The organism is Sedimentitalea sediminis, from assembly GCF_042687825.1.
GTDB lineage: Bacteria > Pseudomonadota > Alphaproteobacteria > Rhodobacterales > Rhodobacteraceae > Sedimentitalea.
In genome coordinates this window covers 233,030-258,506 of the sequence record NZ_JBHUQE010000001.1, presented here as the reverse complement: position 1 = coordinate 258,506, position 25,477 = coordinate 233,030, and the positions used below count along the sequence as shown (strand labels likewise).

Genomic DNA, 25,477 nt, shown 5'->3' with positions numbered 1-25,477 from the left:
CAGGCACCACCCCAATTGCATTTCGAATTCCGGCTCATCAGGAGCACCCGCCATGTTTCGCATCTTTGAAAACCTCGTGGATCCCTATTGCGACTATCCGCAACAGGACATTCCGCCAACGCGGCTGTGGCCGTTCCTGGCCGACTATGCACGACCTTTTCGCCGGGTCTTTGTCTGGGCCGGGATCCTGTCGGTTCTGGTTGCCACGGTCGAAATCGCGCTGATTTATTACATGGGCCGGATGGTCGATTTGTTGGCCGGCGAGCCGGTGCAGGTTCTTGCCGATCACGGCGTCGAACTGGCGGTTGTGGCGTTGTTTATCCTGCTTGTCCGTCCGGTGTTGCATCTGCTGGACGTGTCGGTTCTGAACAATGCCATCCTGCCCAATTTCACGGCTTTGATCCGGTGGCGGGCGCATCGGCACGTCCTGCGCCAGTCGGTTGCCTGGTTTGAGAATGATTTTGCCGGGCGCATCGCCAACCGCATCATGCAGACGCCGCCCGCGGCGGGCGAAGTGGTGTTTCAGGTCTTTGACGCGCTGTCCTATGCGGTGGCCTATCTGGTGGGGGCGGCGGTTCTGCTGATGGCGGCGGATGTGCGGCTGCTGATTCCGCTGCTGGTCTGGCTGGTCCTCTATGCCGCGCTGGTCCGGTGGACGGTGCGCCGTATCGGTCCGGCCTCTCAGGCGGCGTCCGAGGCGCGGTCGATGGTCACGGGCCGGGTGGTGGACAGCTATACCAACATTCATTCGGTAAAGATGTTCGCGCATCACGATCAGGAACTGGACTATGCCCGCCAGGCCATCGAGACCAGCCGCCGGACCTTTCAGGCCGAGATGCGGATCTTTACCCTGATGGACATCGTTCTGGTCTGGCTGAACGGCCTGTTGATCGTCGGCATCGTCGGCTGGGCGATCTACCTGTGGTATCTGGGTCAGGCCAGTGTCGGTCTGGTGGCGGCAGCGGCGGCGCTGACCCTGCGACTGAACGCCATGACCGGCTGGATCATGTGGGCGTTGACCACGTTTTTCCGCGAACTGGGCATCGTCGCCGAAGGTATGCAGACCATTGCTCAGCCCATCGGCCTGGTGGATGACGCGGCTGCGCGGCCGTTGCAGCTGAGCGAAGGCCGGATCGAGATTCGCGACTTGTCGCATCACTATGGCCGCGGCGCCGGCGGTCTGGACCGGGTCAGCCTGACCATCCAACCCGGCGAAAAGGTCGGGCTGGTCGGTCGCTCGGGGGCCGGCAAATCGACACTTACAAAGCTGTTGCTGCGGTTCTACGATGCGGAATCGGGTCACATTTTCATCGACGGGCAGGACATTTCCGGTCTGCGGCAGGACAGTCTGCGCCGTCATGTGGGCGTGGTCCAGCAGGACAATTCGCTGCTGCATCGCGCAGTGCGCGACAATATCCGCTATGGCCGCACCGAGGCGACCGAGGCACAGATCATCGCCGCCGCGCAGCAGGCACAGGCGCATGAGTTCATCCAGGACCTTGTCGATCCCGAGGGACGGCGGGGCTATGACGCGCATGTCGGTGAACGCGGCGTGAAACTGTCGGGCGGTCAGCGCCAGCGCGTGGCGCTGGCCCGCGTGATCCTGAAAAACGCGCCGATCCTGGTGCTGGACGAGGCCACAAGCGCGCTGGACAGCGAGGTCGAGGCGGCGATTCAGGATACGCTGTATGGCATGATGCAGGGCAAGACGGTGATTGCCATTGCGCACCGCTTGTCTACGATCGCCCGGATGGATCGCATTCTTGTCATGGATCAGGGCCGCATCGTCGAGCAGGGCAGTCATTCCGGGCTTTTGGCGCAGGATGGGCTATATGCGCAGTTCTGGGCCCGGCAATCCGGCGGGTTCCTGAATGTCGAGGCGGCGGAATGAAGATAGGCAACCTGATTGATGCGTTTCGTCCCGTCGAAACGCCGCCCCCAAGGCGGCTGGCCGGGTTCATCCGCTGGTGCCTGACAGGGGCCTGGCCGATGTTGTTTCTGGCCGCCCTGTTCTCGGGACTGGCCGGCGCGATGGAGGCAGGATCGGCCTGGATTCTGGGGCTGGTGATCGACATCGCCGCGACCAGCGGCGCCGAAAATCTGTTTTCCGGGCCGAACCTGCAGCGCATGGCGCTGGCGGCGGGGTTTTTTCTGCTGCTGCGCCCGGTGCTGTTCGGCCTGTCGTCCCTGTCCAACAACTATGTCGTGATGCCCAATGTCACGCCGCTGGTGCTGGCGCGGCTGAACCGCTGGACCCTGGGCCAGTCGGTAACCTTTTTTGACGACGATTTTGCCGGGCGTATCGCGCAGAAACAGATGCAGACCGCCAATGCGCTGACTTCGGTCGTGTCCGAAGTGATCAGCGCCATCGTCTTTGCCCTGGCCTCGCTGGTCGGGTCGCTGGTTCTGCTGGGGTCGATTCACCCGATGGCCATCCTGCCCTTTGCGGTCTGGCTGGTCCTGTATCTGGCCCTGATCCGCTGGTTTCTGCCGCGCATCCGCGCCCGGTCGGCAGCGCGCGCCGGCGCGCGGGCGATGGTCACCGGCCAGGTCGTGGACACGATCACCAATATCAAGACGGTCAAGCTGTTCGCCCACGCCCGGCACGAGGATAACGCGGCGCGTCAGGCGATGATGGCGCTGCGCGATCGGGCACTGGAGTTCGGCGGACTGTCCGCCGCCTTTCGGTTTCTGCTGATGACGCTGGCCGGCATTCTGCCGGTTTTGCTGATCGGGGCGACGCTGTTGCTGTGGCATGCCGGGTTGGCGACGACCGGCGATATCGTTGCCGCCGGCGCGATCTCGATCCGCATATCGCAGATGACCGGCTGGGTCAGTTTCACGCTGATGGGCATCTTTGCCCATGTCGGCGAGATCGAGAATGGCATGAACACGCTGGCGGTGCGCAATCGCATCGAGGATGCGCCCGAAGCCCGGGATTTGCAGGTCGCGCGCGGCGAGATCGTCTTTGAGGGGGTCGGGTTCGCCTATGGCCGCGATGTGGGCGGCGTGCAGGGCCTGTCTCTGACGATCAGACCGGGCGAAAAGCTGGGGATCGTCGGGGCCTCGGGGGCGGGAAAGTCGACCTTGGTGTCGCTGCTGTTGCGGCTTTATGAGGCCGAAGAGGGCCGCATTCTGATCGATGGTCAGGATATCAGGCAGGTCACGCAGAACAGCCTGCGCCGGCAGATCGGCATGGTCACGCAGGAAACCGCGATGTTCAACCGCTCGGCCCGCGACAACATTCTGTATGGCCGCCCCGATGCCGGCCCGGACGCGGTGATCGCGGCGGCGCAGCGGGCCGAAGCGCATGATTTCATTCGCGATCTGCAGGACTTTTCCGGGCGCCAGGGATATGACGCGCATCTGGGCGAGCGGGGCGTCAAGCTGTCGGGCGGCCAGCGCCAGCGGATCGCGTTGGCCCGCGCCATTCTCAAGGATGCGCCGATTCTGGTGCTGGACGAGGCCACCAGTGCGCTGGACAGTGAGGTCGAGGCAGCGATTCAGGCCGCATTGCATCGGGTGATGGAGGGCAAGACGGTGCTGGCCATCGCCCATCGCCTGTCCACCCTGTCGGAAATGGACCGGATCATCGTCATGGACGAGGGCCGCATCGTGGAAACCGGCGATCATGCCACCCTGTTGGCGCGGGGCGGGCTGTATGCCCGGTTCTGGAACCGGCAATCCGGTGGGTTCATTCACACAGAGGCAGCGGAATAGGGGCTTTTTCGCGCCTTCAGAGCCTTGTATCAGGCAGCGATGACCACATACACCATCACCCGTCTGGGGCACCAGGGCGACGGCGTCGCCGATGGGCCGATCTATGCGCCACGCACCTTGCCGGGCGAGGCGGTCAGCGGCGTCGCCGTGGGCAGCCTGCTGACCGATATTCGCATCGTGACACCTTCACCAGAGCGGGTCCGGCCGCCCTGTCCGCATTACCAGTCCTGCGGCGGCTGCCAGTTGCAGCACGCCGCCGACGACTTTGTGGCCGACTGGAAACAGCAGGTCGTGATTGCTGCCCTGGCCGCGCAGGGATTGCGCGCCGAGCTGCGCCCCATGCATATTTCACCGCCGCGCTCGCGGCGGCGGGCGACCTTGTCAGTCCGGCGGACCAAAAAGGGGGCGCTGGCGGGTTTTCACGGTCGTGCGTCAAATGTCATCACCCGGATTTCCGATTGCCATCTGCTGGACCCGCGCCTTTTGGAGACCTTGCCCGTGGCCGAGGTGCTGGCTGGGCTGGGAGGCAGCCGCAAGGGCGAATTGTCGGTAACGGCGACGCTGTGCAGCGCCGGGCTGGATCTGGCCGTGACCGGCGGTAAACCGCTGGACGGTCCCTTGCGTCAGGCGCTGGCGCAGACAACCGAGCAATTCGGTCTGGCCCGGTTGTCCTGGGACAACGAGGTGATCGCGATGCGCGCACCGCCCGCACAGCAGTTCGGTGCCGCCCGGGTCGTGCCGCCGCCGGGTGCGTTCTTGCAGGCAACGCCTCAGGGCGAAGCGGCGTTGTTGGCCGCGGTGCTGGAGATCGTGCAAGGCGCTGGCCGCATCGCCGATCTGTTCGCCGGGTGCGGCACCTTCAGCCTGCCTTTGGCGGCGACGGCGGCGGTGCATGCCGTCGAGGGCGAGGCGGATATGGTTGCGGCCCTGGATCGTGGCTGGCGTCAGGCACAGGGCTTGAAGCGGGTCACCACCGAGGCCCGCGATCTGTTTCGCCGACCGCTGACGCCGGACGAACTGGCCGCCTTTGACGCGGCCGTGCTGGACCCGCCGCGCGCCGGGGCCGAGGCTCAGGTCGCCGAGCTGTCGCGGGCTGCAATGCCGCGCATTGCCTACGTGTCTTGCAACCCTGTCAGTTTCGCCCGCGATGCCAAACAACTGGTGGCCGTCGGCTACCGTTTGAACTGGTTGCAGGTCGTCGACCAGTTCCGCTGGTCGTCGCATGTCGAACTGGTTGCGGGCTTTGATTTTCCCGGGGCCGGGTGAATTCCGCCTTCGCCGGAAAAAGTGAATTTCATTTTCCGACCATCGACGGTATGCCGGTGGTGAGGCAAAAAAGCGAGCAGAAGAATGAAGCGGCGGGTATTCGGGCTTGGTGCGGCGTCGGCGCTGTTGGTTGCAGGCTGTACGCGAACGCGCAGAATTCCACGTTATACCGGACCCGAGGTCACCTCGGTCGTGGTCAACAAGGGCGCGCGACGGATGTACCTGCTGCACAATCAGGACATTCTGAAGGCGTATAATTTCGATCTGGGTTTTGCACCCGTTGGCGCAAAACAGATCGAGGGCGACGGTCGGACACCCGAAGGCACCTATCTGATCGACCGGCGCAACCCGCGCAGCGCCTATCACCTGTCAGTCGGCATCTCGTATCCGAATGCACGCGACATCGCCCAGGCCCGGGCGATGGGCAAGAAACCCGGCGGCGACATCTTCATTCATGGTCAGCCCAACCGAACCAAGGCCAAGGGCCGCGACTGGACGGCGGGTTGCATCGCGGTGCAGAATCACGAGATCGAAGAGATCTATGCCATGGTGCGGGACGGCACCGTGATCACCCTGCGGCCCTAGCCGCCCATCACCAGCGTCCACCAGATTTTTCCACTGCGTTCCTGATACCAGGATATGCCCATATTGATCGCCTCGGGGTCCATGATCACCCGCCGGGTGCCCGGGGATTCCATCCAGGCGGCCAGGGTCTCAAGCTCGGTTTCAAAAGTTTCCGAGATATTCTCGCCCAGCATGGCCCCGGTGTAACCGGCACGCTGCACCCGGTCGATCGGCGACGATCCGTCCGAGCCGAAATGCCAGGGCCGGTTTTGCACCGACATGTCGCGCGAATGCGTTGCCGCCGCCGCCGTGAGCTGGGCGTTCAATTGCACCGGGCCGGCCCCGGCGGCGCTGCGCAGGGCGTTGACCGAATCAAGAACGCGGTACTGGATCTTGGAGGTATCGCTGTTGCGGATCTTGTAGACCTTGGGCAACGGCTGACCATCTGCGCCGATGCCACCCGACGGACCCTGTTGGGTGCAACCGGCCAGAATCAGCAACCCGGCCAGAAAAACAGATAGAACGCGTGCCATGCTTCACCTAAAATTATGTGCTGACGGTGCAAATACATTGCCGGGCCCGTCGGCGCAAACTCACAAATCCGCCAGTTCGCGATATGGCGGCGGTTTAGTTTGCGACTGCGGCTTTCCGGCAATATCATGCCCATCGACTCGTGAAACCGAATGGAAATAGGCACCCGACATGGCATCCAAGCCCCTCTTGACCCCTTCGCGCCGCGGTTTTTTGGCGGGCAGCGCCGCTTTTGTCGGTGCGCCGGTCTTTGCGCAAAGCGACATCGAAGACGCAGCACAAGCGGTGGATCCGCTGCGTCCGCCGCCGGAGCCCGAACCTCCGGTGCGGCGTAACATCTCGAGCTTTCGCGCGATGCGGTGGCAACCCTATTTCAGCAACCTGAACAATGGCGCGATCCTAGTCGATACCACATCACGAGCCCTGCATTACTGGTCTGAAGACCAAAGCGTCTACAAGCTGTACCCGTCCAGCGTGCCTCTGAGCGAGGAGTTGACCCGCCGTGGGCGCACCAGCGTCATTCGCAAGGTCGAAGGGCCAAGCTGGAGCCCGACCCCGTCGATGCGCAAGCGCAATCCGGAATGGCCGGCTTATATCCCGCCCGGGCCGGATAATCCGCTGGGTACACACGCGCTGTATCTGAGTTGGAAATACTACCGTATCCACGGCACGCACGACACTCGCAAGATCGGCCGTCAATCGTCGAACGGTTGTATCGGTCTGTACAACGAGCACATAGCCGAGCTTTTCGGGATGGCGCGGGTGGGCACGCAAGTGTTGCTAATTTGACGACATCGCGCGATTCGTGGGCCGACTGAACCCAACAAGCATTTGCAATCTCTGCGTATTGCTGCTTAGAAAATCTTACGAGGTAAGTCTTGGTGCGCGGTTCCGATGTGGGCCGCGCGAACTCTGGAGGTTAACATGAAGAAACTCGTTCTCGCGGCCGCACTGGCTGCTGCCGCTTCGTCCGCTTCTGCCGGTAACCTGGCCGAGCCGGTTGTCGAGGCGCCTGTGATCGTCGAAGAAACCCGCAGCTCGAGCAGCGGCATTTGGCTGCCCCTGATCCTGCTGGTTCTGGTTGGCGCCGCAGTCGCATCCAGCTAAGCTGAGCGAAATACGACTTGAAAAGGCGGTGACAGTGTCACCGCCTTTTTTCTTTCTCCCGGGGGCGGACCGGAAACGCCCTAACTCAGCCAGCCCTGCAGGTTCTGGTCGATGACCTCTGCCAGAGCCGCGATATGGGCCGCGTCGTCGTTCAGGCAGGGAATATAGGTAAAGTCCTCGCCGCCCGCCTCGACGAAACTGTCGCGAATCTCTTCGTTGATCTCTTCCAGCGTTTCGATGCAGTCGGCCGAAAAGGCCGGTGCGCAGATTGCGATGTTCTTCTTGCCCTGCTGCGCCAGCCGCGCCACCTCTTCCACCGTATAGGGTTGCAGCCATTCTTCGGGGCCAAAGCGGGACTGGAATGTTGTGACGATATCGGTGTCCTGCCAGCCCAGCCGCTGTTTCAGCAGCCGCGTGGTTTTCTGGCACTGACAATGATAGGGGTCGCCCTCGGTCAGATAGCGGATCGGCACGCCGTGATAAGAACAGACCAGGATGTCCGGGCGCCGATCCAGCCCGGCATAGGCCCGTTCGACGGACTGGGCCAGCGCGTCGATATAGGCGGGCTGGTCGAAATAGGCCGGAACCGTCCGCGCGGCGGGCTGCCATTTCTCGTTCATCAGGGCGCGGAAAAAAGCGTCGTTTGCCGTGGCCGAGGTGGCGCCGGCATAGTGCGGGTACAGTGGGAAAAACAGGATCCGGCGGCATCCGGCCTCGATCATCGCGCGCAGCTTCGACCGGGTCGACGGATTGCCATAACGCATGCAGAAATCGACCATCACCCGATCACCATAGCGCTGTTCGGCCGCTTCGGCGATCCTGGCGGTCTGCGCCTTGGTGATGGTCATCAGAGGGCTTTCGCCGGCCGTGTGGTTCCAGATCGACTTATAGGCGGCGCCGCTGGTGAAAGGGCGTTTGCTTAGGATCACCAGTTGCAGCAGCGGTTGCCATTTCCAGGACGGGTAATCGATCACCCGCTTGTCGGACAGGAATTCGTTCAGATAGCGGCGCATCGACCAGTAATCGTAATTGTCCGGCGTGCCCAGATTGGCCAGCAGCACGCCGATCTTTTCGGTCGGCAATGCCGGATGATCGGCGGGGGCATGCGTCGGGCGCTGGTCAGTGTCGAACATTCGGTCTTCCTGATCTGTTGGGTTCCGGTGCACATAGTCGGATTTGCCGGTGGGTCAATCGGGCAATTTTGTCTCGCTGGTCTGAAGGGCATCGGCCAGCCGGGCCTGCGCCGAGCCGGGCCGCAGCGGTTTGGGCTGGCTGTCTGCCGGGGCCCAGCCGGTCAGGCAGACCAGTTCGAAACTGGCGGGCAACCGGCCGTCGGGCGTGCCGAAACGGTCGCGATACAGAGTTTCAGCCGCCTGAAAGACGCCGCGCCGCGTCGGTTGCCGCAGCCGCCCGGACAGGGCGTTGCCTTCGCCCATTTCGCGTAGATCGTGCATCAGATGCGCAAGATCGCGATATTGCGCGACGCTGACCACATTGTCGGCCACCGGAAGAGCCAGATCGGCGCGTTGCAACAGGGCGCCCAGTTCGCGAATTTCGGCCATCGGTGCCACACGTGGTGACAACCCGCCGGTCAGGCGGCTTTCCGCCTCGGCCAGCGTCGCGCGCAACTCGTGCAGGGTCTGCCCGCCCAGCATGACCGCCAGGAACAGCCCGTCCGGTTTCAGCGCGCGGCGGCACTGGATGATTTGACCCACGGGATCGTTTGACCAGTGCAGGCACATGGCATGAATCACCAGATCATGCGCCTGTGCCTGCAGATCCAGCACATCGTCATCGGCGACCAGCTGGGCGGCGGGCATGGCCGCCTGCCACGGCGCGGCAAAGCCCGTCACCACGGCGGGTGTCGTAAACGTTCTGTTAACCATCGAGAGGCGATCCTGCACCTCGTCTACCGCCATCTGTTGCAGAAACAGGTCGTCACGCCGTGCCCGCTGGCGGTGGCAGATCAGGGCGGAGCGGTCGAATATCTGGGGCGCTTGGGTCATGGGTGGTAACTAGGCAAATGCTGGCAAGGATTCAAACGGCGGTTTCGCTCTTGTACCCGCCGCGCTGTCTGGGCTGCGGCGCGATGGTGGATAGCGACTTCGGTCTGTGCGGGACGTGCTGGCGCGATACGCCCTTTATCGGCGGCACCGTGTGCGAAAGCTGCGGCACGCCGGTGCCCGGCGGGGCCGACGGCTACAGGATCGACTGCGACGACTGCATGCAGACGCCACGCCCCTGGTCGCAGGGCCGTGCCGCGCTGACCTACAAGGACCGCGCCCGGCGCATGGTGCTGGCGTTGAAACATGGCGACCGCCCGGAAATCGCCCGTCCGGCGGCCCTGTGGATGGCGCGGGCGGCACGGCCGTTCCTGTGCCAGTCGATGCTGATCGCTCCGGTGCCGTTGCATTGGTCGCGACTGGCGAAACGCCGCTATAACCAGTCCGGCCTGCTGGCACAGGCGCTGGCGCGACAGACCGGTCTGGCGCATTGCCCCGATCTGTTGCAGCGCACGCGCCGCACCGCGATGCTGGACGGGCGCAGCGCACAACAGCGCTTTGCGGATCTGGAGGGCGCCATCCGCGTGCATCCCCGGCGCCGCCACCGGCTGGTCGCGCGGCGTATCCTGCTGGTCGATGACGTGATGACCACCGGCGCAACCCTGACCGCCTGCGCGCAGGCCTGTCTGGACGCCGGCGCGGATGACGTGTGCGTGCTGACGCTGGCGCGTGTTGCAAAGCTGGACTAAATCCCCGACAAACGCGCCGACAATCAAGGGGCTCTGACATGCAATCGGTCGAAATCTACACCTCTCCACTCTGTGGTTTCTGCCATGCTGCAAAACGGCTGCTGAACGAAAAGGGCGTGGCGTATTCGGAAATCGACGTTTTGCGGAACCCTGACCGCAAACCGGAAATGATTCAGCGGGCCAGCGGCGGCCGCACCGTGCCGCAGATTTTCGTAGGCGATATCCATGTTGGCGGATGTGACGATCTTTATGCTCTGGAGCGCGCGGGCAAGCTGGACGCCTTGCTGACAGAGTGATGAAAACCGCGCTTGTCCAACTCACATCCGGCGATGATCCGGCGGCAAACCTGCCGATGGTTCAGCGCTTTGTTGCGCAGGCTGCCGCCGAGGGGGCCGGGTTCGTCGTCACGCCCGAAGTGACGAATTGCCTGTCCAACAGCCGTGATCAGCAGACCGGCGTACTTGTCCGGGAACAGGATGATGCGATGCTGGCGGCGCTGCGGCAGCAGGCCAAAGCGCTGGAAATCTGGCTGCTGATCGGCTCGCTGGCGCTGAAAACAGATGACCCGGACGGACGTTTTGCCAACCGCTCGCTGCTGATCGCGCCGGATGGCACGATCCGGGCGCGCTATGACAAGATCCATATGTTCGACGTGCAGGTCACGCCGCAGGAAACCTTTCGCGAATCCGAGGGCTATCGCCCGGGCGACCGCGCGGTGGTGGCGGATACGCCCTTTGGCCGAATCGGCCTGACGATCTGCTACGATTTGCGGTTTCCGCATCTTTATCAGGCGCTGGCAAAGGCGGGCGCAGGCATCCTGACCGTGCCGGCGGCCTTCTCGCCCGTGACCGGCGCGGCGCATTGGCACAGCCTGTTGCGAGCCCGGGCGATCGAGACCGGATGCTACGTTCTGGCGCCCGCGCAGACCGGCACCCATCCTTGCAGCCGCGGCAAGGTGCGGCGCACCTATGGCCACAGCCTGGCGGTCTCGCCCTGGGGCGAGATCCTGGTCGATGGCGGGACGGACCCCGGGGTTTTCCTGTTCGATCTGCAGGTCGAGGCGATTGAGGACGCGCGGCGACGGATACCGTCGCTGACCCATGTCCGCCCCTTTCAGGGTCCGGATCTTCCCGGCGCAGGCAAGGACAAGCCATGAATGACGACGTCAACGCGCTGGCCGTGACCCTGTTCAGCGAGATCCTGACGGCGGACCAACTGTTGCGGAACCGCCTGTCCAAGGCGTTGCCAAAGGGCATGGAGATCTCGCATTTCTCGGTTCTGAACCATCTGGCCTTTGTGGCCGATGAACGGTCACCGGCACAATTGGCGGGCACGTTCCATGTCACACGCGGCGCAATGACCAACACGCTGACCAAGCTGGAGTGGGCCGGCTATGTTCATATCCGCCCGGACTGGGACGATGCCCGGCGCAAGATGGTGGCGATCAGCCCGGCGGGACGTCAGGCCCGGGAACAGGCGATCTCGGCGCTGACGCCCATGATCAACCAGGTTGTCGGCGAGTTGGGCCCCGACAAGGTGCGTTCGGTTCTGCCGGTGATGCGGGAATTGCGGATCCGGTTGGAAAACCGCGGCTGACGGGCCGTCGGGGCGATCAGGCGGGTTTCGTGCTGGCGGTGACGTAGTTGACGCTCAGATCTCGGGGCGACAGGCTCCAGGACCAGGCGACCGGGTTGAATACGAACCCCTTGCGGTCGACCGGGGTCAGTCCGGCGCGGCCAAGCAGGTCGAAAAGCTCGTCCGGGGTGATGAATTTCGACCATTCATGGGTGCCCTTGGGCAGCCAGCGCATCACGACCTCGGCGCCGATGATCGCCATCATATAGGATTTGGCATTGCGGTTGATGGTCGAGCAGATATGCAACCCGCCGGGTTTCAGCAGGGTCTGGCAAGCAGTCAGATAGGCCAGCGGGTCCGCGACATGCTCGACCACCTCCATGTTCAGCACCACGTCGAACCGTTCGCCATCGGCCGCCAGCGCTTCGGCCGTGGTGTGGCGATAGTCGATGTCCAGACCCGATTGCGCCGCGTGCACCCGAGCCACCGGAATATTGCCGGCGGCGGCATCGGCGCCCACCACCTTTGCCCCCAACCGCGCCATGGGTTCGGCCAGCAACCCGCCGCCACAGCCGATATCCAGCAGGCGCAGGCCGGCAAAGGGCCTGTTTTCCGTCACGTCACGGTCGAATTCGCCCGCTATTTGTGTCGTAATATAGTCCAGACGGCAGGGGTTGAGCATGTGCAGAGGCTTGAACTTTCCCGCCGGGTCCCACCACTCGGCCGCCATGGCTTCGAATTTTGCGACTTCGGCCGGGTCCACCGAGTTCTGTGGCGCTTGCATTCCTGTCTCCATGTGATTTTCATACTCGCAGCGACTATATAGGGCATTCATGGACAAACACTCGGACCAAAAGCGCGCAGTGCAGTATCTGTATCCGCCGGTTGATCCCTTTGATCAACGCATGGTGAGTGTTGGTCAAGGCCACAAGATCTATGTCGAACAATGCGGAAATCCAGGCGGAATTCCAGTTGTCGTGATGCATGGCGGCCCCGGTGGCGGTTGCAGCCCGGCGATGCGACGGTATTTCGACCCCGATGTCTATCGGGTCGTCCTGTTCGATCAGCGCGGCTGTGGACGGTCGCGGCCGCATGCTTCTGTGACCGACAACACCACCTGGCATCTGGTTGCGGATATCGAAACGATTCGCCGCGAACTGGATATCGAGACCTGGCTGACCTTTGGAGGCAGCTGGGGCGCGACGCTGTCGCTGATCTATGCCCAGGCGCATCCGGACCGGGTGCGCCAGCTGGTTCTGCGTGGTGTGTTCCTGATGACACGGGCCGAGCTGGACTGGTTCTATGGCGGTGGCGCCGGGAAATTCTGGCCGGAAACATGGCAGCGCTTCGTGTCGCTGATTCCGCCGGACGAGCGTAACGACATCATCAGCGCGTATCACCGCCGGCTGTTTTCCGGCGATTTGCAGCTTGAAATTCGCTATGGCCGAGCCTGGTCGGCCTGGGAGAACGCGCTGGCCTCGATCCATTCCAGCGGCACCTCTGGCGAAGGCCCCGGAGAATATGCCCGCGCCTTTGCGCGGCTTGAAAACCATTATTTCATCAATGGCGGTTTTCTCGAGTCCGACGATCAGATCGTGTCGCATATGGACCGGATCGCGCATATTCCCGGCGTCATCGTGCAGGGCCGGTATGACATGATCTGCCCGCCGACATCGGCCTGGCGACTGGCCGAACACTGGCCGGCGGCGGAGCTGAAGATGATTCGCAACGCCGGCCATGCGTTGTCGGAACCGGGAATCAGCCTGGAACTGGTGCGGGTGATGGACCGGATCGCCGAGGCGGAGGCCTGAGATGAATCGTATGGACCGGCGCGCGCTGTTTTCATCGGGGGTCGCTGCCGCCTTGCTGGCGGCGTCCGGCGTGTCATTGCACGCCGCCCCGCGCCCGGGCGGACGGTTGCGGCTGGCCTTGCCGCGTCAGGACGATGCGCTGGGCCGGTTGGTGCGCGGAGCGGCGTTCGAAACCCTGACTGAAATCGCTGCAAATGGCGGGCTGCAGGGTGAACTGGCCACCAGCTGGCGGGCCGATGCGACCGCACGCAACTGGCAGATCACGCTGCGCAGCGGGCACCGGTTTCATGACGGGCGTCAGCTGACCAGCCGCGACGTGGCCGACTCGCTGCTGGCGCACAGGGCGCTGGGCCATATCGATTTTGCCGCGGTGCGCGCCACGGCGCCCGACGGGATTCGTCTTGATCTGGCGCTAGGCAACCCGGATCTGCCGATTCTGCTGGCCGATCCGGCGCTGATCATCTGCGCCGGCGGGCAGGTCGATCTGCCCCTGTACCAGGCTGTGGGCAGCGGCTGCTATCGCACCCTGCGGCTGGATTCGCAGCGGCACTATCTGGGCGAAAGGGTCCTGGAACATCACAAGTCCGGGCGCGCCGGATGGCTGGACCGTGTCGAGGCGCTGGTGATTCCCGACGCTGGCGTGCGCGCCGAGGCTCTGCGCGACGGATTTGTCGATGTCGCGGTTCTGCCGAAACCTGGGGACCTGCGCGGTCATGGCGATCTGGTCTTTCATCCCTCGGCGGACAACATGGTTCTGGCCATGCATGCCGGGGTTGGAAAACCACCGCTGATCGGCGCCTCTCATCCGCTGGATGACGGGCGTCTGGCGGAACGCTGGTGGCGGGTGTAGCCGGGTCGTGACATTCGCCCCTTGCGAAACCGACCCGGCGCGCGTATATGCCTAACAACAGCGGCGCGCCGGGCTCTGGACCCAACGCTCCACCGGAAGACGATAACGGGCCGCGAGCCCGTTTTTTTGTGCTTGCGCCCCGGATGATGGAAGACATGACGAACGATTTGATTGCAAAAGCGGCGATTGACCGGCGGCTGGCCGAGATCATCACCCCGGTCATCGAGGATCTGGGGTTCGAACTGGTGCGCGTCCGGCTGATGTCGGGCAAGACCACGACGTTGCAGATCATGGCCGACCGGCCCGGTGGCGGCATCGAAGTGGACGACTGCGCCGCCATTTCCAACGCGGTCAGCGCCACACTGGATGTCGAAGACCCGATCCTGGACGCCTATACGCTGGAGGTTTCCAGCCCGGGCATCGACCGGCCGCTGACCCGGCTCAAGGATTTCGACATGTTCGAGGGCTATGAGGCCAAGCTGGAAACCGCCGATCTTATCGACGGCCGCCGCCGGTTCAAGGGCGCGCTGGCCGGTATCGACGGCGACGAGGTTCTGATCAATATCGACGAAGGCACGATCGGATTGCGGTTCGACTGGCTGAGCGATGCCAAGCTGGTGCTGACCGACGATCTGATCAAGGAAATGCTGCGTCAGCGCAAAGCCGCCGGAGCGCTGAACGAAGACCAGTTTGACGAAATTTCAGAAGAGACTCCCCTGCGGGGCGATATCCAGACCGACAGGTCACACGAGGAGAACACCTGATGGCCATTACATCCGCAAATCAGCTCGAACTGTTGCAGACCGCCGAGGCTGTGGCCCGCGAAAAGATGATCGACCCCGGCCTGGTGGTCGAAGCGATGGAAGAGAGCCTGGCCCGCGCCGCCAAGAGCCGCTATGGCGCGGATATGGATATCCGGGTCTCGATCGATCGCAAGACCGGCAAGGCGACCTTTACCCGTGTGCGCACCGTGGTCGAAGAGGAAGAGCTGGAAAACTATCAGGCCGAGTTCACCGTCGATCAGGCCAAGCAGTACATGGACGATCCCAAGGTCGGCGATCAGTTCGTCGAAGAGGTCCCGCCGGTGGAAATGGGCCGGATCGCGGCGCAATCGGCCAAGCAGGTGATCCTGCAGCGGGTCCGCGAGGCCGAACGGGACCGCCAGTACGAAGAATTCAAGGACCGCGCCGCCACCATCATCAATGGTGTCGTCAAGCGCGAGGAATACGGCAATGTCATCGTCGATGTCGGCGCCGGCGAAGCGATCCTGCGGCGCAACGAGAAGATCGGGCGCGAAAGCTATCGCCCAAATGACCGCATCCGCTGCTATATCAAGGACGTGCGCCGCGAACCGCGCGGCCCGCAGATTTTCCTGTCGCGCACAGCGCCGGAATTCATGGCCGAACTGTTCAAGATGGAAGTGCCGGAAATCTATGACGGGATCATCGAGATCAAGGCGGTCGCCCGCGACCCGGGCAGCCGCGCCAAGATCGCGGTGATTTCCTATGACAACAGCATCGACCCCGTGGGCGCCTGCGTCGGCATGCGCGGCAGCCGGGTCCAGGCCGTTGTGAACGAATTGCAGGGCGAAAAGATCGACATCATCCCGTGGAACGAGGATCAGCCGACCTTCCTGGTCAACGCGCTGCAACCGGCCGAGGTGACCAAGGTGGTGCTGGACGAAGAGGCCGAACGGATCGAGGTCGTGGTGCCCGAAGAGCAGTTGAGCCTGGCCATCGGCCGGCGCGGTCAGAACGTGCGTCTGGCCAGCCAACTGACCGGTCTGGACATCGACATCATGACCGAGGAAGAGGAAAGCGCCCGCCGTCAGAAGGAATTCGAAGAGCGGACCCAGCTGTTCATGGATACGCTGGACCTGGACGAGTTCTTTGCCCAGCTGCTGGTGTCCGAAGGCTTTACCAATCTCGAAGAGGTCGCCTATGTCGAGCAGGACGAACTGCTGGTGATCGACGGCGTCGACGAGGGCACCGCGCAGGAACTGCAGACCCGCGCCCGCGAGCATCTGGAAGCCCAGGCCAAGGCGGCGCTGGAAAATGCCCGCGCGCTGGGCGTCGAGGACAGCCTGGTTGAATTCGAGGGCTTGACGCCCCAGATGATCGAGGCGCTGGCCAAGGACGGCGTCAAGACGCTGGAAGATTTCGCCACCTGCGCTGACTGGGAACTGGCCGGCGGCTGGACATCGGTCGATGGCGAGCGGGTCAAGGATGATGGAATACTGGAATCCTTTGACGTGACGCTGGAAGAGGCGCAAGATTTGGTCATGACCGCGCGAATCCTTTTGGGTTGGGTCGATCCCGCCGATCTGCAGGTCGAAGAAGACGTTGAAGACGCAGAAGACGCCGCCACCGAAGATCAGGACAAGCCGACGGAGGTCGGGGCCTGATCTCAGGCTCCGGAGTTTTCTCATGGGTCGCGGTGGCGCCTCGAAAGACCGGTCCGACGGTCCCGAACGCAAATGCATTGCCACGGGCGAGGTGCAGCCAAAACATGGGCTGATCCGGTTCGTGGCCGGGCCTGACGGTCAGGTCGTGCCGGATATCCGGGGCAAATTACCGGGGCGTGGCGTCTATGTGGCCGCCGAGCGGGCTGCGCTGGATCGGGCGGTGGCGAAAAAACTGTTTGCGCGCGGGCTGAAACAGTCGGTGCAGGCGCAAGCGGATCTGGTGGATGCGGTCGAACGCCAACTGGCCCGGCGGGTCGTCGATCTGATCAGCCTGGCGCGCAAGTCGGGCCATGCGGTGGCCGGCTATGAAAAGGTCAAGACCTGGCTGGCCAAGGAAGAGGCGCTGATTCTGATCCAGGCGTCGGACGGGTCGGGCCGGGGAAAATCGAAACTGAGCACGCCTCATTTCGGCCATTACATCGGCTGGTTGACCGCAGATGAGCTTGGAATGGCCTTTGGCCGCCAAACTGTGATACATGCGGCGCTCGCCTCTGGTGGACTCACGCAACGTGTTGTAGAGGAAGCCCAGAGATTGCGGGGCATGCGCAAAACGGAAAGCGGCAAGGGCCGCTTGGAAGGATAAAGAGCTTTATGAGCGATACTGACGGCAAAAAGACTTTGGGTCTGCGTGGGAGTTCCCGTCCGGGGAACGTGAAACAGAGTTTCAGCCACGGACGGACGAAGAATGTCGTGGTTGAGACCAAGCGCAAGCGCGTTGTGGTGCCCAAGCCCGGTGCCGGAAAGTCCGGGGGCGCATCATCGGCTCCGATCGGTGACCCATCCAAACGGCCCGCCGGCATTTCGGACGCGGAGATGGCGCGCCGCCTCAAGGCGGTGCAGGCTGCCAAGGCCCGCGAAGTCGAAGAGGCCGCCCGCCGCGCTGCCGAGGAAAAGGAACGGGCCGAGGAGCGCGAACGCCGCCGCGCCGAGGCCGAAGCCAAGGAGCGCGAGGAGAAGGAACGCGAAGAGCGGGCCCGCGCCAAGGCCGAAGAAGAAGACCGCAAACGGGCAGAAGCCGAGGCTGCCGCCAAACGGGCCGCTGCCGCACCTTCGCCGAGCGAACCCGGTGCCGCGCCGCGCCCCGGTGCGCCGAAACCGGCCGCCGCGACCCCGCGTAAATCCGACCGCGACCGGGACCAACGCCCGTCGCGCGGCAAGGGCCGTGATGACGATGGCCGCCGCTCCGGCAAGCTGACGCTGAACCAGGCCCTGCGCGGTGGCGAAGGCGGCCGTCAACGGTCGATGGCGGCAATGAAGCGCAAGCAGGAACGCGCACGTCAAAAGGCGATGGGCGGTAGTGTCGAACGCGAAAAGGTGGTGCGCGAAGTTCAGTTGCCCGAGGCAATCGTGGTGTCCGAACTGGCCAACCGTATGGCCGAACGGGTCGGATCCGTCGTCAAATCGCTGATGCAGATGGGCATGATGGTCACGCAGAACCAGACCATCGACGCCGATACCGCAGAACTGATCATCGAGGAATTCGGCCACAAAGTGGTGCGGGTTTCGGATGCCGACGTCGAGGATGTGATCACCCAGATCGAGGACGAAGAAAAGGATCTGCAGCCGCGCCCGCCGGTGATCACCGTGATGGGTCATGTCGACCACGGCAAGACTTCGCTGCTGGACGCGATCCGCAATGCAAAGGTGGTGGCCGGCGAGGCCGGTGGCATCACCCAGCATATCGGCGCGTATCAGGTCACCGCCGAGGACGGTCAGGTGCTGACCTTTCTGGATACGCCCGGCCACGCGGCCTTTACCTCGATGCGGTCGCGCGGGGCCCAGGTGACGGATATCGTCGTGCTGGTCGTTGCGGCGGATGACGCGGTGATGCCGCAGACCGTCGAAGCGATCAACCATGCCAAGGCCGCCGGCGTGCCGATGATCGTGGCGATCAACAAGATCGACCGCCCCAATGCCGACCCGGACAAGGTGCGCACAGATCTGCTGCAGCACGAGGTGATCGTCGAAAAGATGTCGGGCGATGTGCAGGATGTCGAAGTATCGGCAATCAACGGCACCGGCCTTGATCAACTGCTCGAGGCGATCGCCCTGCAGGCCGAAATCCTGGAACTGCACGCGAACCCGAATCGCGCCGCCCAGGGGGCGGTGATCGAAGCCAAGCTGGATGTGGGCCGCGGTCCGGTGGCGACGGTTCTGGTACAGACCGGCACCCTGCGCCAGGGCGACATTTTCGTTGTTGGCGAACAATGGGGCAAGGTCCGTGCGATGGAGAACGACAAGGGCGAGCGGGTGACCGAAGCCGGCCCTTCGGTTCCGGTCGAGGTTCTGGGCCTGAACGGTACGCCCGAGGCCGGCGACGTTCTGAACGTGGTCGAGACCGAGGCGCAGGCCCGCGAGATCGCCGACTATCGTGCCAATGCCGCCAAGGACAAGCGCGCCGCGGCCGGCGCCGCGACGACGCTGGAACAACTGATGGCCAACGCCAAGGCCGACGAGAGCGTTAGTGAACTGCCGATCCTGGTCAAAGCCGACGTACAGGGGTCTGCCGAGGCAATCGTGCAGGCGATGGAAAAGATCGGTAACGATGAGGTGCGCGTGCGCGTGCTGCATTCCGGTGTCGGTGCCATCACCGAGACCGATGTCGGTCTGGCCGAGGCCAGCAATGCGCCGATCATGGGCTTTAACGTGCGTGCCAATGCCAGCGCCCGAAACACCGCCAATCAGAAGGGCGTCGAGATCCGGTATTATTCGGTGATCTATGATCTGGTGGATGACGTCAAATCCGCGGCCAGCGGCCTGCTCAGCGCCGAGATTCGCGAAAAGTTCATCGGGTACGCCGAGATCAAGGAAGTTTTCAAGGTCACCGGTGTCGGCAAGGTCGCCGGCTGTCTGGTCACCGAGGGCGTCGCCCGCCGCAGCGCCGGTGTGCGTCTGCTGCGCGACAACGTGGTGATTCACGAAGGCACCCTGAAAACGCTGAAACGTTTCAAGGACGAGGTGCCCGAGGTTCAGTCCGGCCAGGAATGCGGCATGGCATTCGAGAATTACGACGATATCCGTCCCGCGGATGTCATCGAGATTTTCGAACGCGAAGAGGTTGTCCGCACGCTGGACTGACGCATCAGCAGTTTCAGAGAACAAGAAAAGGGGCGCGGCCAGATATGGCTGCGCCCCTTTTTTCGACGTTCGCTCACGCTGGCGTCAATCGGACAATTCCTTGCCGGATGATTAGCCCATAGGCGTGACCGGCTGGCCCCTGTATTCGGTCGAGCCGACCAGGATGGCGATGCGCCCATCCGGCAGGGACCGGACGAATTTGCCCTGGATGAACACGCAGGTTCCAACGATGATCGTGCGCAGCATGTGTTTCTTCCCACTTCGTGACTCGTTCAGGATAGCCACGAATTGATTAGAATTTGGTAGAAAAATCTGGGAAATCTTGCCGCAGGGGAAAACCGCGCCCGACTCGGTGTTGCGCGCAGTTCGGCGACCTTCGTCACAGCCAGTCGCGCAGGATCGAGATCAGCGGAACATCCGCCGGCGGCATCGGATAGGAACGCAGATCCCGGGGCTGCACCCAGGCCAGTTCCTGGCCTTCGTTGGCGCGCACGATGCCTTGCCATTTCCGACAGGCAAACAGCGGCATCAGCAGGTGAAAATCGTCATAGCTGTGGCTGGCAAAGGTCAGTGGCGCCAGACACGAGGCCCAGGTGTCGATGCCCAGCTCTTCGTACAACTCGCGGATCAATGCGGCTTCGGGGGTTTCGCCCGGCTCGATCTTGCCACCGGGAAACTCCCACAGCCCGGCCATCGACTTGCCCTCGGGACGTTGCGCCAACAAGACCCGGCCATCGACATCGATCAGCGCGACCGCAGACACCAGAACCGTTTTCATGAACGATAATCGGCGTTGATCTCGATATACCCATGGGTCAGATCGCAGGTCCAGACCGTACAGCGGCCCTGGTCCAGCCCCAGATCGACCTGAATCAGCAATTCCTGCCCCTTCATGTGGGCCGCGGCGTCTTCTTCGCGGTAATCCGGACTGACCCAGCCTTTTTCTGCCACCAGAATATCGCCAAACCGGATGCTCAACCGATCGCGATCCGCCGCAGCGCCGGATTTTCCGATGGCGGCCACAACCCGGCCCCAGTTCGGATCTTCGCCGGCGATGGCGGTTTTGACCAGCGGCGAATTGGCGATGGACAGGGCGTGTGTCTTGGCATCGGCGTCGCTGGCGGCGCCGGTAACACGGATTTCGACGAACTTGCTGGCGCCTTCGCCATCGCGCACCACCTGATGCGCCAGATCCAGCATGACGCCGTGCAACGCCGCGCGGAACGCCTCGCTGTTGCCAGCATCCACGCCCGAGGCGCCGGTGGCGCACAGCATCAGACTGTCGCTGGTCGAGGTGTCGCTGTCCACGGTGATGCAGTTAAAGGTCTTTTCTGTCAGTTCCGCCAGCAGGACCTGCAGCCGGTCCTGTGCGACCACCGCATCGGTAAAAATATAGACCAGCATGGTCGCCATGTCCGGCGCGATCATGCCCGAGCCCTTGGCGATGCCGGCAATGCGCACTGTCCGGCCTTCGATATCGACCTCGGCACCGGCGCCCTTGGCAAAGGTGTCGGTGGTCATGATCGCGCCGGCGGCATCCTGTATGCCGTTGGCGTCCAGCCCGTCGGTCAGTTCCTCCAGTTTCTGGATGATGCGTTCGTGCGGCAGGGGCTCGCCAATGACGCCGGTTGACGCGGTGAATACGCGACCCTGGGGAACGGATGCGGCTTTTGCCACGGCCGCCGTGATCTCGGCCACCGAAGCCTGGCCGTAATGGCCTGTAAAGGCGTTCGAGTTCCCGGAGTTGACCAGTATCGCGGCACTGCCCCCGCTGGTGCGGGCCAGTTTCGCCTGACAGTCCAGCACCGGCGCCGAGCGCGTGGTGGACTTGGTAAAGACCCCGGCCACCGAGGTTCCGGCGTCCAGTACCGCCAGCATGACATCGTTGCGGTCGGCGTATTTCACCCCGGCGGCGGCGGCGGCAAAGCGTACGCCGTCAATGACCGGCAGGTCGGGAAAACCGGCCGGGGCCAACGGCGAACGGGTGGTGATCTTGGCCATCGCTCAGTTTCCCAGCAGGTCGAGATTTTGCAGAACCTCCGGCTGCAGATCTTCGATCACCGGTCGCTCGATGGTCGCCGCGCGGGTCAGTTCCTCGATCTGGGCTTCGACCGCGTCCTGGCGCAGTTTGACCAGCAGTTCGTCGCGCACCTCATCCAGTTCCGGGGCAGCCTTTTTGCGCGAATCGTTGAGCGCGATGATATGCCAGCCGAACTGGGTCTGAACCGGATCGGACACCTGCCCAGGCTGCAATGCACTGACGGCGGCCTCGAACTCGGGCACCATGGAACCGGCGGTGAACCAACCAAGTTCGCCGCCATTCGGACCCGAGGGGCCGGTCGATTTCGCCTTGGCCGTCTCGGCGAAGTCGGCGCCATTGGCCAGATCGGCCTTTATCTTTGTCGCCTCTTCTTGGCTGGCGACAAGAATATGCGAGGCATTGTACTCGGTTTCGCCATAGCCATCGGCATATTTGGCCTCATAGGCGGCGCGGATTTCCTCGTCGCTGCCGACGGCTCCCATGATGGTTTCAATAGCGTCCGCCGCCAACAGCGAGCGGCGTTCGTTTTCCAGCGAGATCTCGACCTGGCGCGGCATGCTGCCGTCGCGGGACTGCACCAGCGCGCTTTGCTGGATCAACTGGTCCAGAATGGCGTTGTAAAGCACGTTGTCGGGCAGCTGCTGATACTGTTGCGGCAGGGTCGCCCGGGCGATGATCATGTGACCCAGGGTGATCTCTTCGTCGTTGACCCGGGCCACGACCGTATCCGCGTTCGGTGCCGAAACGGCCATCGCCGGCCAGGACATCGCGGCGACGAGGGCCAGACTGGACAGAAAAGTGAGGCGTTTGGGCATGGAATCTTCCTATTCGAGTGCCGCGACCGGGCGCGACGTTGACACTGTTTCACCCGGCCCTTACATCGCCTTGTGGCCTATGCAGCACCGTCATTCTCACCCGTATCTATGGCTTGAGGGCAGGGCGGGCAAGCCTGCACAAAACAGTAAAAGTCAGATCGGCTGGAGTGAGCATGCTGGGATTCGGAACTATCGCCAAAAAGGTGTTCGGCACACCGAACGACCGAAAAATCAAGGCGACGCGCCCGCTGATCGAAAAAATCAATGCGCTGGAACCCGAATTCGAGAAACTGGACGATGACGGGCTGAAGGAAAAGACCGAAGAGCTGCGCAAACGCGCTCTGGAAGGCGAAGACCTGGACGATCTGTTGCCCGAGGCCTTTGCCAATTGTCGCGAGGCGGCCAAGCGGGCGCTGGGGTTGCGGGCTTTTGATGTTCAGCTGATGGGCGGCATCTTTCTGCACCAGCGCAATATCGCCGAAATGAAGACCGGTGAGGGCAAGACGCTGGTGGCGACCTTTCCCGCCTATCTGAATGCACTGACCGGCAAGGGCGTTCATGTGGTGACGGTGAACGACTATCTGGCCCGGCGCGACAGCGAATGGATGGGCAAGGTTTTCGCAGCCTTGGGCATGACCACCGGGGTGATCTATCCCAACATGAACCCGGCCGAAAAACCCAAAGCCTATGAATGCGACGTCACCTATGGCACCAACAACGAGTTCGGTTTTGACTATCTGCGCGACAACCTGAAATCCGACCTGGCCGAGGTCTGCCAGAAATACCACAATTTTGCCATCGTGGACGAGGTCGACAGCATCCTGATCGACGAGGCGCGCACACCGCTGATCATTTCCGGACCCGCCGACGACCGCTCGGAACTGTACCAGAAAATCGACATCGTGATCCCCAGCCTGACCGAAGATCACTTTACCATCGACGAAAAAACCCGCAGCGTTACCTTTACTGACGACGGCAACGAGTTCCTGGAACAGCAGCTGCATGCCCGCGGCCTGCTGGATGCCGAGCAGTCTTTGTATGATCCGGAAAGCACGACAATCGTGCATCACGTCAATCAGGGCCTGCGCGCACACAAGATTTTCCAGCGAGACAAGGATTACATCGTCCGCGACGGCGAGGTTGTTCTGATCGACGAATTCACCGGGCGCATGATGGCCGGACGCCGGTTGTCCGAGGGTCTGCACCAGGCCATCGAGGCCAAGGAGCGGGTCAAGATCCAGCCCGAAAACGTGACCCTGGCCAGCGTGACATTTCAGAACTTTTTCCGGCTGTATGACAAGCTGTCCGGCATGACCGGTACCGCTGCCACCGAGGCCGAGGAATTCCAGGAAATTTACGGTCTGGGCGTGGTCGAGGTGCCGACGAACAAGCCGATCGCGCGGGTCGACGAGGACGATCAGGTCTATCGCACCGCCCGCGAGAAATACGAGGCGATGATCGCGGAAATCCGCAAGGCCAACGAAAAAGGCCAGCCGGTTCTGGTGGGTACGACCTCGATCGAAAAGTCCGAGATGCTGGCGCAGATGCTCACCAAGGCGGGCATCAAGCACAACGTCCTGAACGCGCGCCAGCACGAGAAAGAAGCGCAGATTGTCGCCGAAGCGGGCCGTCTGGGCGCGGTGACCATCGCCACCAACATGGCCGGCCGTGGTACCGACATCCAGTTGGGCGGCAATGTCGAGATGAAGGTGCTCGAGGCGCTGGCCGAGAACCCCGAGGCCGATCCCGCCGAGTTGCGGGCGGCACAAGAGGCGTTGCACGCCGAGGAGAAAGAAAAGGTGTTGGAGGCAGGCGGCCTGTACGTCATGGCGTCCGAGCGCCATGAAAGCCGCCGCATCGACAACCAGCTGCGCGGCCGCTCGGGCCGTCAGGGCGACCCGGGCCGCACCGCCTTTTATCTCAGTCTCGAAGATGACCTGATGCGGATTTTCGGGTCCGACCGTCTGGACAAGGTGCTCAAGACCCTGGGCCTGAAAGAGGGCGAGGCGATTGTGCACCCCTGGGTCAACAAATCGCTGGAGCGCGCCCAGGCCAAGGTCGAAGGGCGCAATTTCGACATGCGCAAGAACGTGCTGAAATTCGACGATGTGATGAACGATCAGCGCAAGGTTATCTTCAGTCAGCGGCGCGAGATCATGGGCGCCGGGGACCTGTCCGAAATCACCGCCGACATGCGCTATCAGGTGATCGACGACCTGATCGACAGTCATATGCCGCCGAAATCCTATGCCGATCAGTGGGACACCGAGGGGCTGTATGCGCAGGTGATCGAAAAGCTGGGCGTTGACGTTCCGGTGATGGAATGGGCCGCCGAAGAGGGCGTGGATGACGAGATCATCCGTGAACGCCTGGTCAAGGCGACCGACGAGATGATGGCGAAAAAAGCTGTCGATTTCGGGCGCGATACGATGCGCGATATCGAAAAGCAGGTGCTGTTGCAGACCATCGACACCAAATGGCGCGAACATCTGCTGACGCTGGAACATTTGCGCTCGGTCATCGGCTTTCGTGGCTATGCGCAGCGTGATCCGCTGAATGAATATAAGACCGAAGCCTTTCAGCTGTTCGAAGGTCTGCTGGACGGGCTGCGCGAGACGGTTACCCGCAATCTGGCGCAGGTGCGGCCTCTGACTCAGGAAGAACAGCAGCAGATGATGGCCCAGCTTGCGGCACAACAGGCCGAGATGAAGCAGGCCCAGGCGGCGGTTCCGGCAGGTGCGGCCGACGCGCGGCAACCGGCGGCCGCAAAGAGCGGCTTTGTCGAGGAGGACCCGACGACCTGGGGCAATCCGGGCCGGAACGAAAAATGTCCCTGCGGCAGCGGCAAGAAATTCAAGCACTGCCACGGCCGCATTCTCTGAGCCAGGTCCGGCCGGGACCCC

The 25,477-nt window shown here is 62.9% G+C and carries 25 protein-coding genes; 17 read left to right on the top strand and 8 right to left on the bottom strand.

The annotated features are described in order from the left end of the window. Nucleotides 1-52 precede the first annotated feature (52 nt). The 4 genes from ACFMPD_RS01225 to ACFMPD_RS01210 all read left to right on the top strand — a co-directional run bounded on the left by ACFMPD_RS01225 (nucleotide 53) and on the right by ACFMPD_RS01210 (nucleotide 5,571). Complete coding sequence (locus ACFMPD_RS01225) at nucleotides 53-1,891, top strand: ABC transporter ATP-binding protein (protein ID WP_380990793.1); 1,839 nt, start codon at nucleotides 53-55, stop codon at nucleotides 1,889-1,891. Then, complete coding sequence (locus ACFMPD_RS01220; RefSeq protein WP_380990790.1) at nucleotides 1,888-3,720, top strand: ABC transporter ATP-binding protein; 1,833 nt, start codon at nucleotides 1,888-1,890, stop codon at nucleotides 3,718-3,720. Before ACFMPD_RS01225 ends, ACFMPD_RS01220 begins: the two co-directional genes overlap by 4 nt. Nucleotides 3,721-3,759: 39 nt before the next feature. Beyond that, nucleotides 3,760-4,986 (top strand): class I SAM-dependent RNA methyltransferase, encoded by a 1,227-nt coding sequence (locus tag ACFMPD_RS01215; protein WP_380990787.1) that lies wholly within the window; start codon nucleotides 3,760-3,762, stop codon nucleotides 4,984-4,986. Nucleotides 4,987-5,070: 84 nt separating this feature from the next. Next, complete coding sequence (locus ACFMPD_RS01210) at nucleotides 5,071-5,571, top strand: L,D-transpeptidase family protein (protein WP_380990784.1); 501 nt, start codon at nucleotides 5,071-5,073, stop codon at nucleotides 5,569-5,571. Here the strand turns inward: ACFMPD_RS01210 and dalA are convergent. Next, nucleotides 5,568-6,083 carry a divisome-associated lipoprotein DalA gene (dalA, locus tag ACFMPD_RS01205; protein ID WP_380990781.1) on the bottom strand — a complete coding sequence of 172 codons (516 nt, stop codon included), beginning with the start codon at nucleotides 6,081-6,083 and terminating at the stop codon, nucleotides 5,568-5,570. The two genes, ACFMPD_RS01210 and dalA, sit on opposite strands and share 4 nt — an antisense overlap. Nucleotides 6,084-6,252: 169 nt before the next feature. On the opposite strand from dalA, the gene ACFMPD_RS01200 reads away from it, so the two are divergent. Together ACFMPD_RS01200 and ACFMPD_RS01195 are read left to right on the top strand one after the other, a co-directional pair. Further along, nucleotides 6,253-6,870 (top strand): L,D-transpeptidase, encoded by a 618-nt coding sequence (locus ACFMPD_RS01200; protein WP_380990779.1) that lies wholly within the window; start codon nucleotides 6,253-6,255, stop codon nucleotides 6,868-6,870. A gap of 135 nt (nucleotides 6,871-7,005) precedes the next feature. Beyond that, nucleotides 7,006-7,188 (top strand): hypothetical protein, encoded by a 183-nt coding sequence (locus ACFMPD_RS01195; protein WP_380990777.1) that lies wholly within the window; start codon nucleotides 7,006-7,008, stop codon nucleotides 7,186-7,188. Nucleotides 7,189-7,268: 80 nt separating this feature from the next. Here the strand turns inward: ACFMPD_RS01195 and hemH are convergent, their stop codons facing one another. Together hemH and ACFMPD_RS01185 are read right to left on the bottom strand one after the other, a co-directional pair. Next, complete coding sequence (gene hemH / locus ACFMPD_RS01190) at nucleotides 7,269-8,321, bottom strand: ferrochelatase (RefSeq protein ID WP_380990774.1); 1,053 nt, start codon at nucleotides 8,319-8,321, stop codon at nucleotides 7,269-7,271. A gap of 54 nt (nucleotides 8,322-8,375) precedes the next feature. Next, the gene (locus ACFMPD_RS01185; protein WP_380990771.1) at nucleotides 8,376-9,194 is read right to left on the bottom strand and encodes a methyltransferase domain-containing protein; all 819 of its coding nucleotides are present in this window, start codon (nucleotides 9,192-9,194) and stop codon (nucleotides 8,376-8,378) included. Nucleotides 9,195-9,211: 17 nt separating this feature from the next. Between ACFMPD_RS01185 and ACFMPD_RS01180 the strand changes: the two genes are divergently transcribed. Genes ACFMPD_RS01180 through ACFMPD_RS01165 form a run of 4 tightly spaced genes read left to right on the top strand, consistent with a single transcriptional unit; the run spans nucleotide 9,212 to nucleotide 11,536 of the window. Next, a complete protein-coding gene (locus ACFMPD_RS01180; protein WP_380990769.1) occupies nucleotides 9,212-9,940 on the top strand; it encodes a double zinc ribbon domain-containing protein in 729 nt (242 codons plus the stop codon). 38 nt (nucleotides 9,941-9,978) lie between these two features. Next, nucleotides 9,979-10,236, top strand: coding sequence for a glutaredoxin 3 (grxC, locus tag ACFMPD_RS01175; RefSeq protein ID WP_380990766.1), 258 nt, complete (start codon nucleotides 9,979-9,981; stop codon nucleotides 10,234-10,236). Continuing rightward, nucleotides 10,236-11,096 carry a carbon-nitrogen hydrolase family protein gene (locus tag ACFMPD_RS01170; RefSeq protein ID WP_380990763.1) on the top strand — a complete coding sequence of 287 codons (861 nt, stop codon included), beginning with the start codon at nucleotides 10,236-10,238 and terminating at the stop codon, nucleotides 11,094-11,096. Before grxC ends, ACFMPD_RS01170 begins: the two co-directional genes overlap by 1 nt. Next, a complete protein-coding gene (locus tag ACFMPD_RS01165) occupies nucleotides 11,093-11,536 on the top strand; it encodes a MarR family winged helix-turn-helix transcriptional regulator (protein WP_380990761.1) in 444 nt (147 codons plus the stop codon). Before ACFMPD_RS01170 ends, ACFMPD_RS01165 begins: the two co-directional genes overlap by 4 nt. Before the next feature lie 16 nt (nucleotides 11,537-11,552). Here the strand turns inward: ACFMPD_RS01165 and ubiG are convergent, their stop codons facing one another. Further along, the gene (gene ubiG / locus ACFMPD_RS01160; protein ID WP_380990758.1) at nucleotides 11,553-12,299 is read right to left on the bottom strand and encodes a bifunctional 2-polyprenyl-6-hydroxyphenol methylase/3-demethylubiquinol 3-O-methyltransferase UbiG; all 747 of its coding nucleotides are present in this window, start codon (nucleotides 12,297-12,299) and stop codon (nucleotides 11,553-11,555) included. Nucleotides 12,300-12,348: 49 nt separating this feature from the next. On the opposite strand from ubiG, the gene pip reads away from it, so the two are divergent. The 6 genes from pip (at nucleotide 12,349) to infB (ending at nucleotide 19,718) form a co-directional block, all read left to right on the top strand. Further along, entirely contained in the window at nucleotides 12,349-13,326 is a 978-nt protein-coding gene (gene pip / locus ACFMPD_RS01155; RefSeq protein WP_380990755.1) for a prolyl aminopeptidase, read from the top strand. A 1-nt stretch (nucleotide 13,327) separates the two neighbouring features. Continuing rightward, complete coding sequence (locus tag ACFMPD_RS01150; RefSeq protein ID WP_380990752.1) at nucleotides 13,328-14,176, top strand: ABC transporter substrate-binding protein; 849 nt, start codon at nucleotides 13,328-13,330, stop codon at nucleotides 14,174-14,176. Nucleotides 14,177-14,331: 155 nt separating this feature from the next. Continuing rightward, nucleotides 14,332-14,940, top strand: coding sequence for a ribosome maturation factor RimP (rimP, locus tag ACFMPD_RS01145; RefSeq protein WP_380990750.1), 609 nt, complete (start codon nucleotides 14,332-14,334; stop codon nucleotides 14,938-14,940). Then, nucleotides 14,940-16,580 carry a transcription termination factor NusA gene (gene nusA, locus ACFMPD_RS01140; protein ID WP_380990748.1) on the top strand — a complete coding sequence of 547 codons (1,641 nt, stop codon included), beginning with the start codon at nucleotides 14,940-14,942 and terminating at the stop codon, nucleotides 16,578-16,580. The genes rimP and nusA overlap by 1 nt, the downstream gene beginning before the upstream one ends. 22 nt (nucleotides 16,581-16,602) lie before the next feature. After that, nucleotides 16,603-17,223, top strand: coding sequence for an RNA-binding protein (locus ACFMPD_RS01135; protein WP_380990746.1), 621 nt, complete (start codon nucleotides 16,603-16,605; stop codon nucleotides 17,221-17,223). 8 nt (nucleotides 17,224-17,231) lie between these two features. Continuing rightward, entirely contained in the window at nucleotides 17,232-19,718 is a 2,487-nt protein-coding gene (gene infB, locus ACFMPD_RS01130) for a translation initiation factor IF-2 (RefSeq protein ID WP_380990744.1), read from the top strand. 111 nt (nucleotides 19,719-19,829) lie between these two features. Here infB and ACFMPD_RS01125 read toward each other — a convergent pair whose 3' ends face one another. From ACFMPD_RS01125 to ACFMPD_RS01110, 4 genes are all read right to left on the bottom strand, one after another. Further along, the gene (locus ACFMPD_RS01125; RefSeq protein WP_380990741.1) at nucleotides 19,830-19,964 is read right to left on the bottom strand and encodes a hypothetical protein; all 135 of its coding nucleotides are present in this window, start codon (nucleotides 19,962-19,964) and stop codon (nucleotides 19,830-19,832) included. Nucleotides 19,965-20,097: 133 nt separating this feature from the next. Next, nucleotides 20,098-20,496: a (deoxy)nucleoside triphosphate pyrophosphohydrolase gene (locus ACFMPD_RS01120; RefSeq protein ID WP_380990738.1), complete on the bottom strand. Its 399-nt coding sequence runs from the start codon at nucleotides 20,494-20,496 to the stop codon at nucleotides 20,098-20,100. After that, the gene (argJ, locus tag ACFMPD_RS01115) at nucleotides 20,493-21,719 is read right to left on the bottom strand and encodes a bifunctional glutamate N-acetyltransferase/amino-acid acetyltransferase ArgJ (protein WP_380990735.1); all 1,227 of its coding nucleotides are present in this window, start codon (nucleotides 21,717-21,719) and stop codon (nucleotides 20,493-20,495) included. Before argJ ends, ACFMPD_RS01120 begins: the two co-directional genes overlap by 4 nt. 3 nt (nucleotides 21,720-21,722) lie before the next feature. Beyond that, nucleotides 21,723-22,574 (bottom strand): peptidylprolyl isomerase, encoded by an 852-nt coding sequence (locus tag ACFMPD_RS01110; RefSeq protein ID WP_380990733.1) that lies wholly within the window; start codon nucleotides 22,572-22,574, stop codon nucleotides 21,723-21,725. 173 nt (nucleotides 22,575-22,747) lie between these two features. Between ACFMPD_RS01110 and secA the strand changes: the two genes are divergently transcribed. Beyond that, nucleotides 22,748-25,456, top strand: coding sequence for a preprotein translocase subunit SecA (gene secA, locus ACFMPD_RS01105; RefSeq protein ID WP_380990730.1), 2,709 nt, complete (start codon nucleotides 22,748-22,750; stop codon nucleotides 25,454-25,456). Nucleotides 25,457-25,477: the final 21 nt, after the last annotated feature.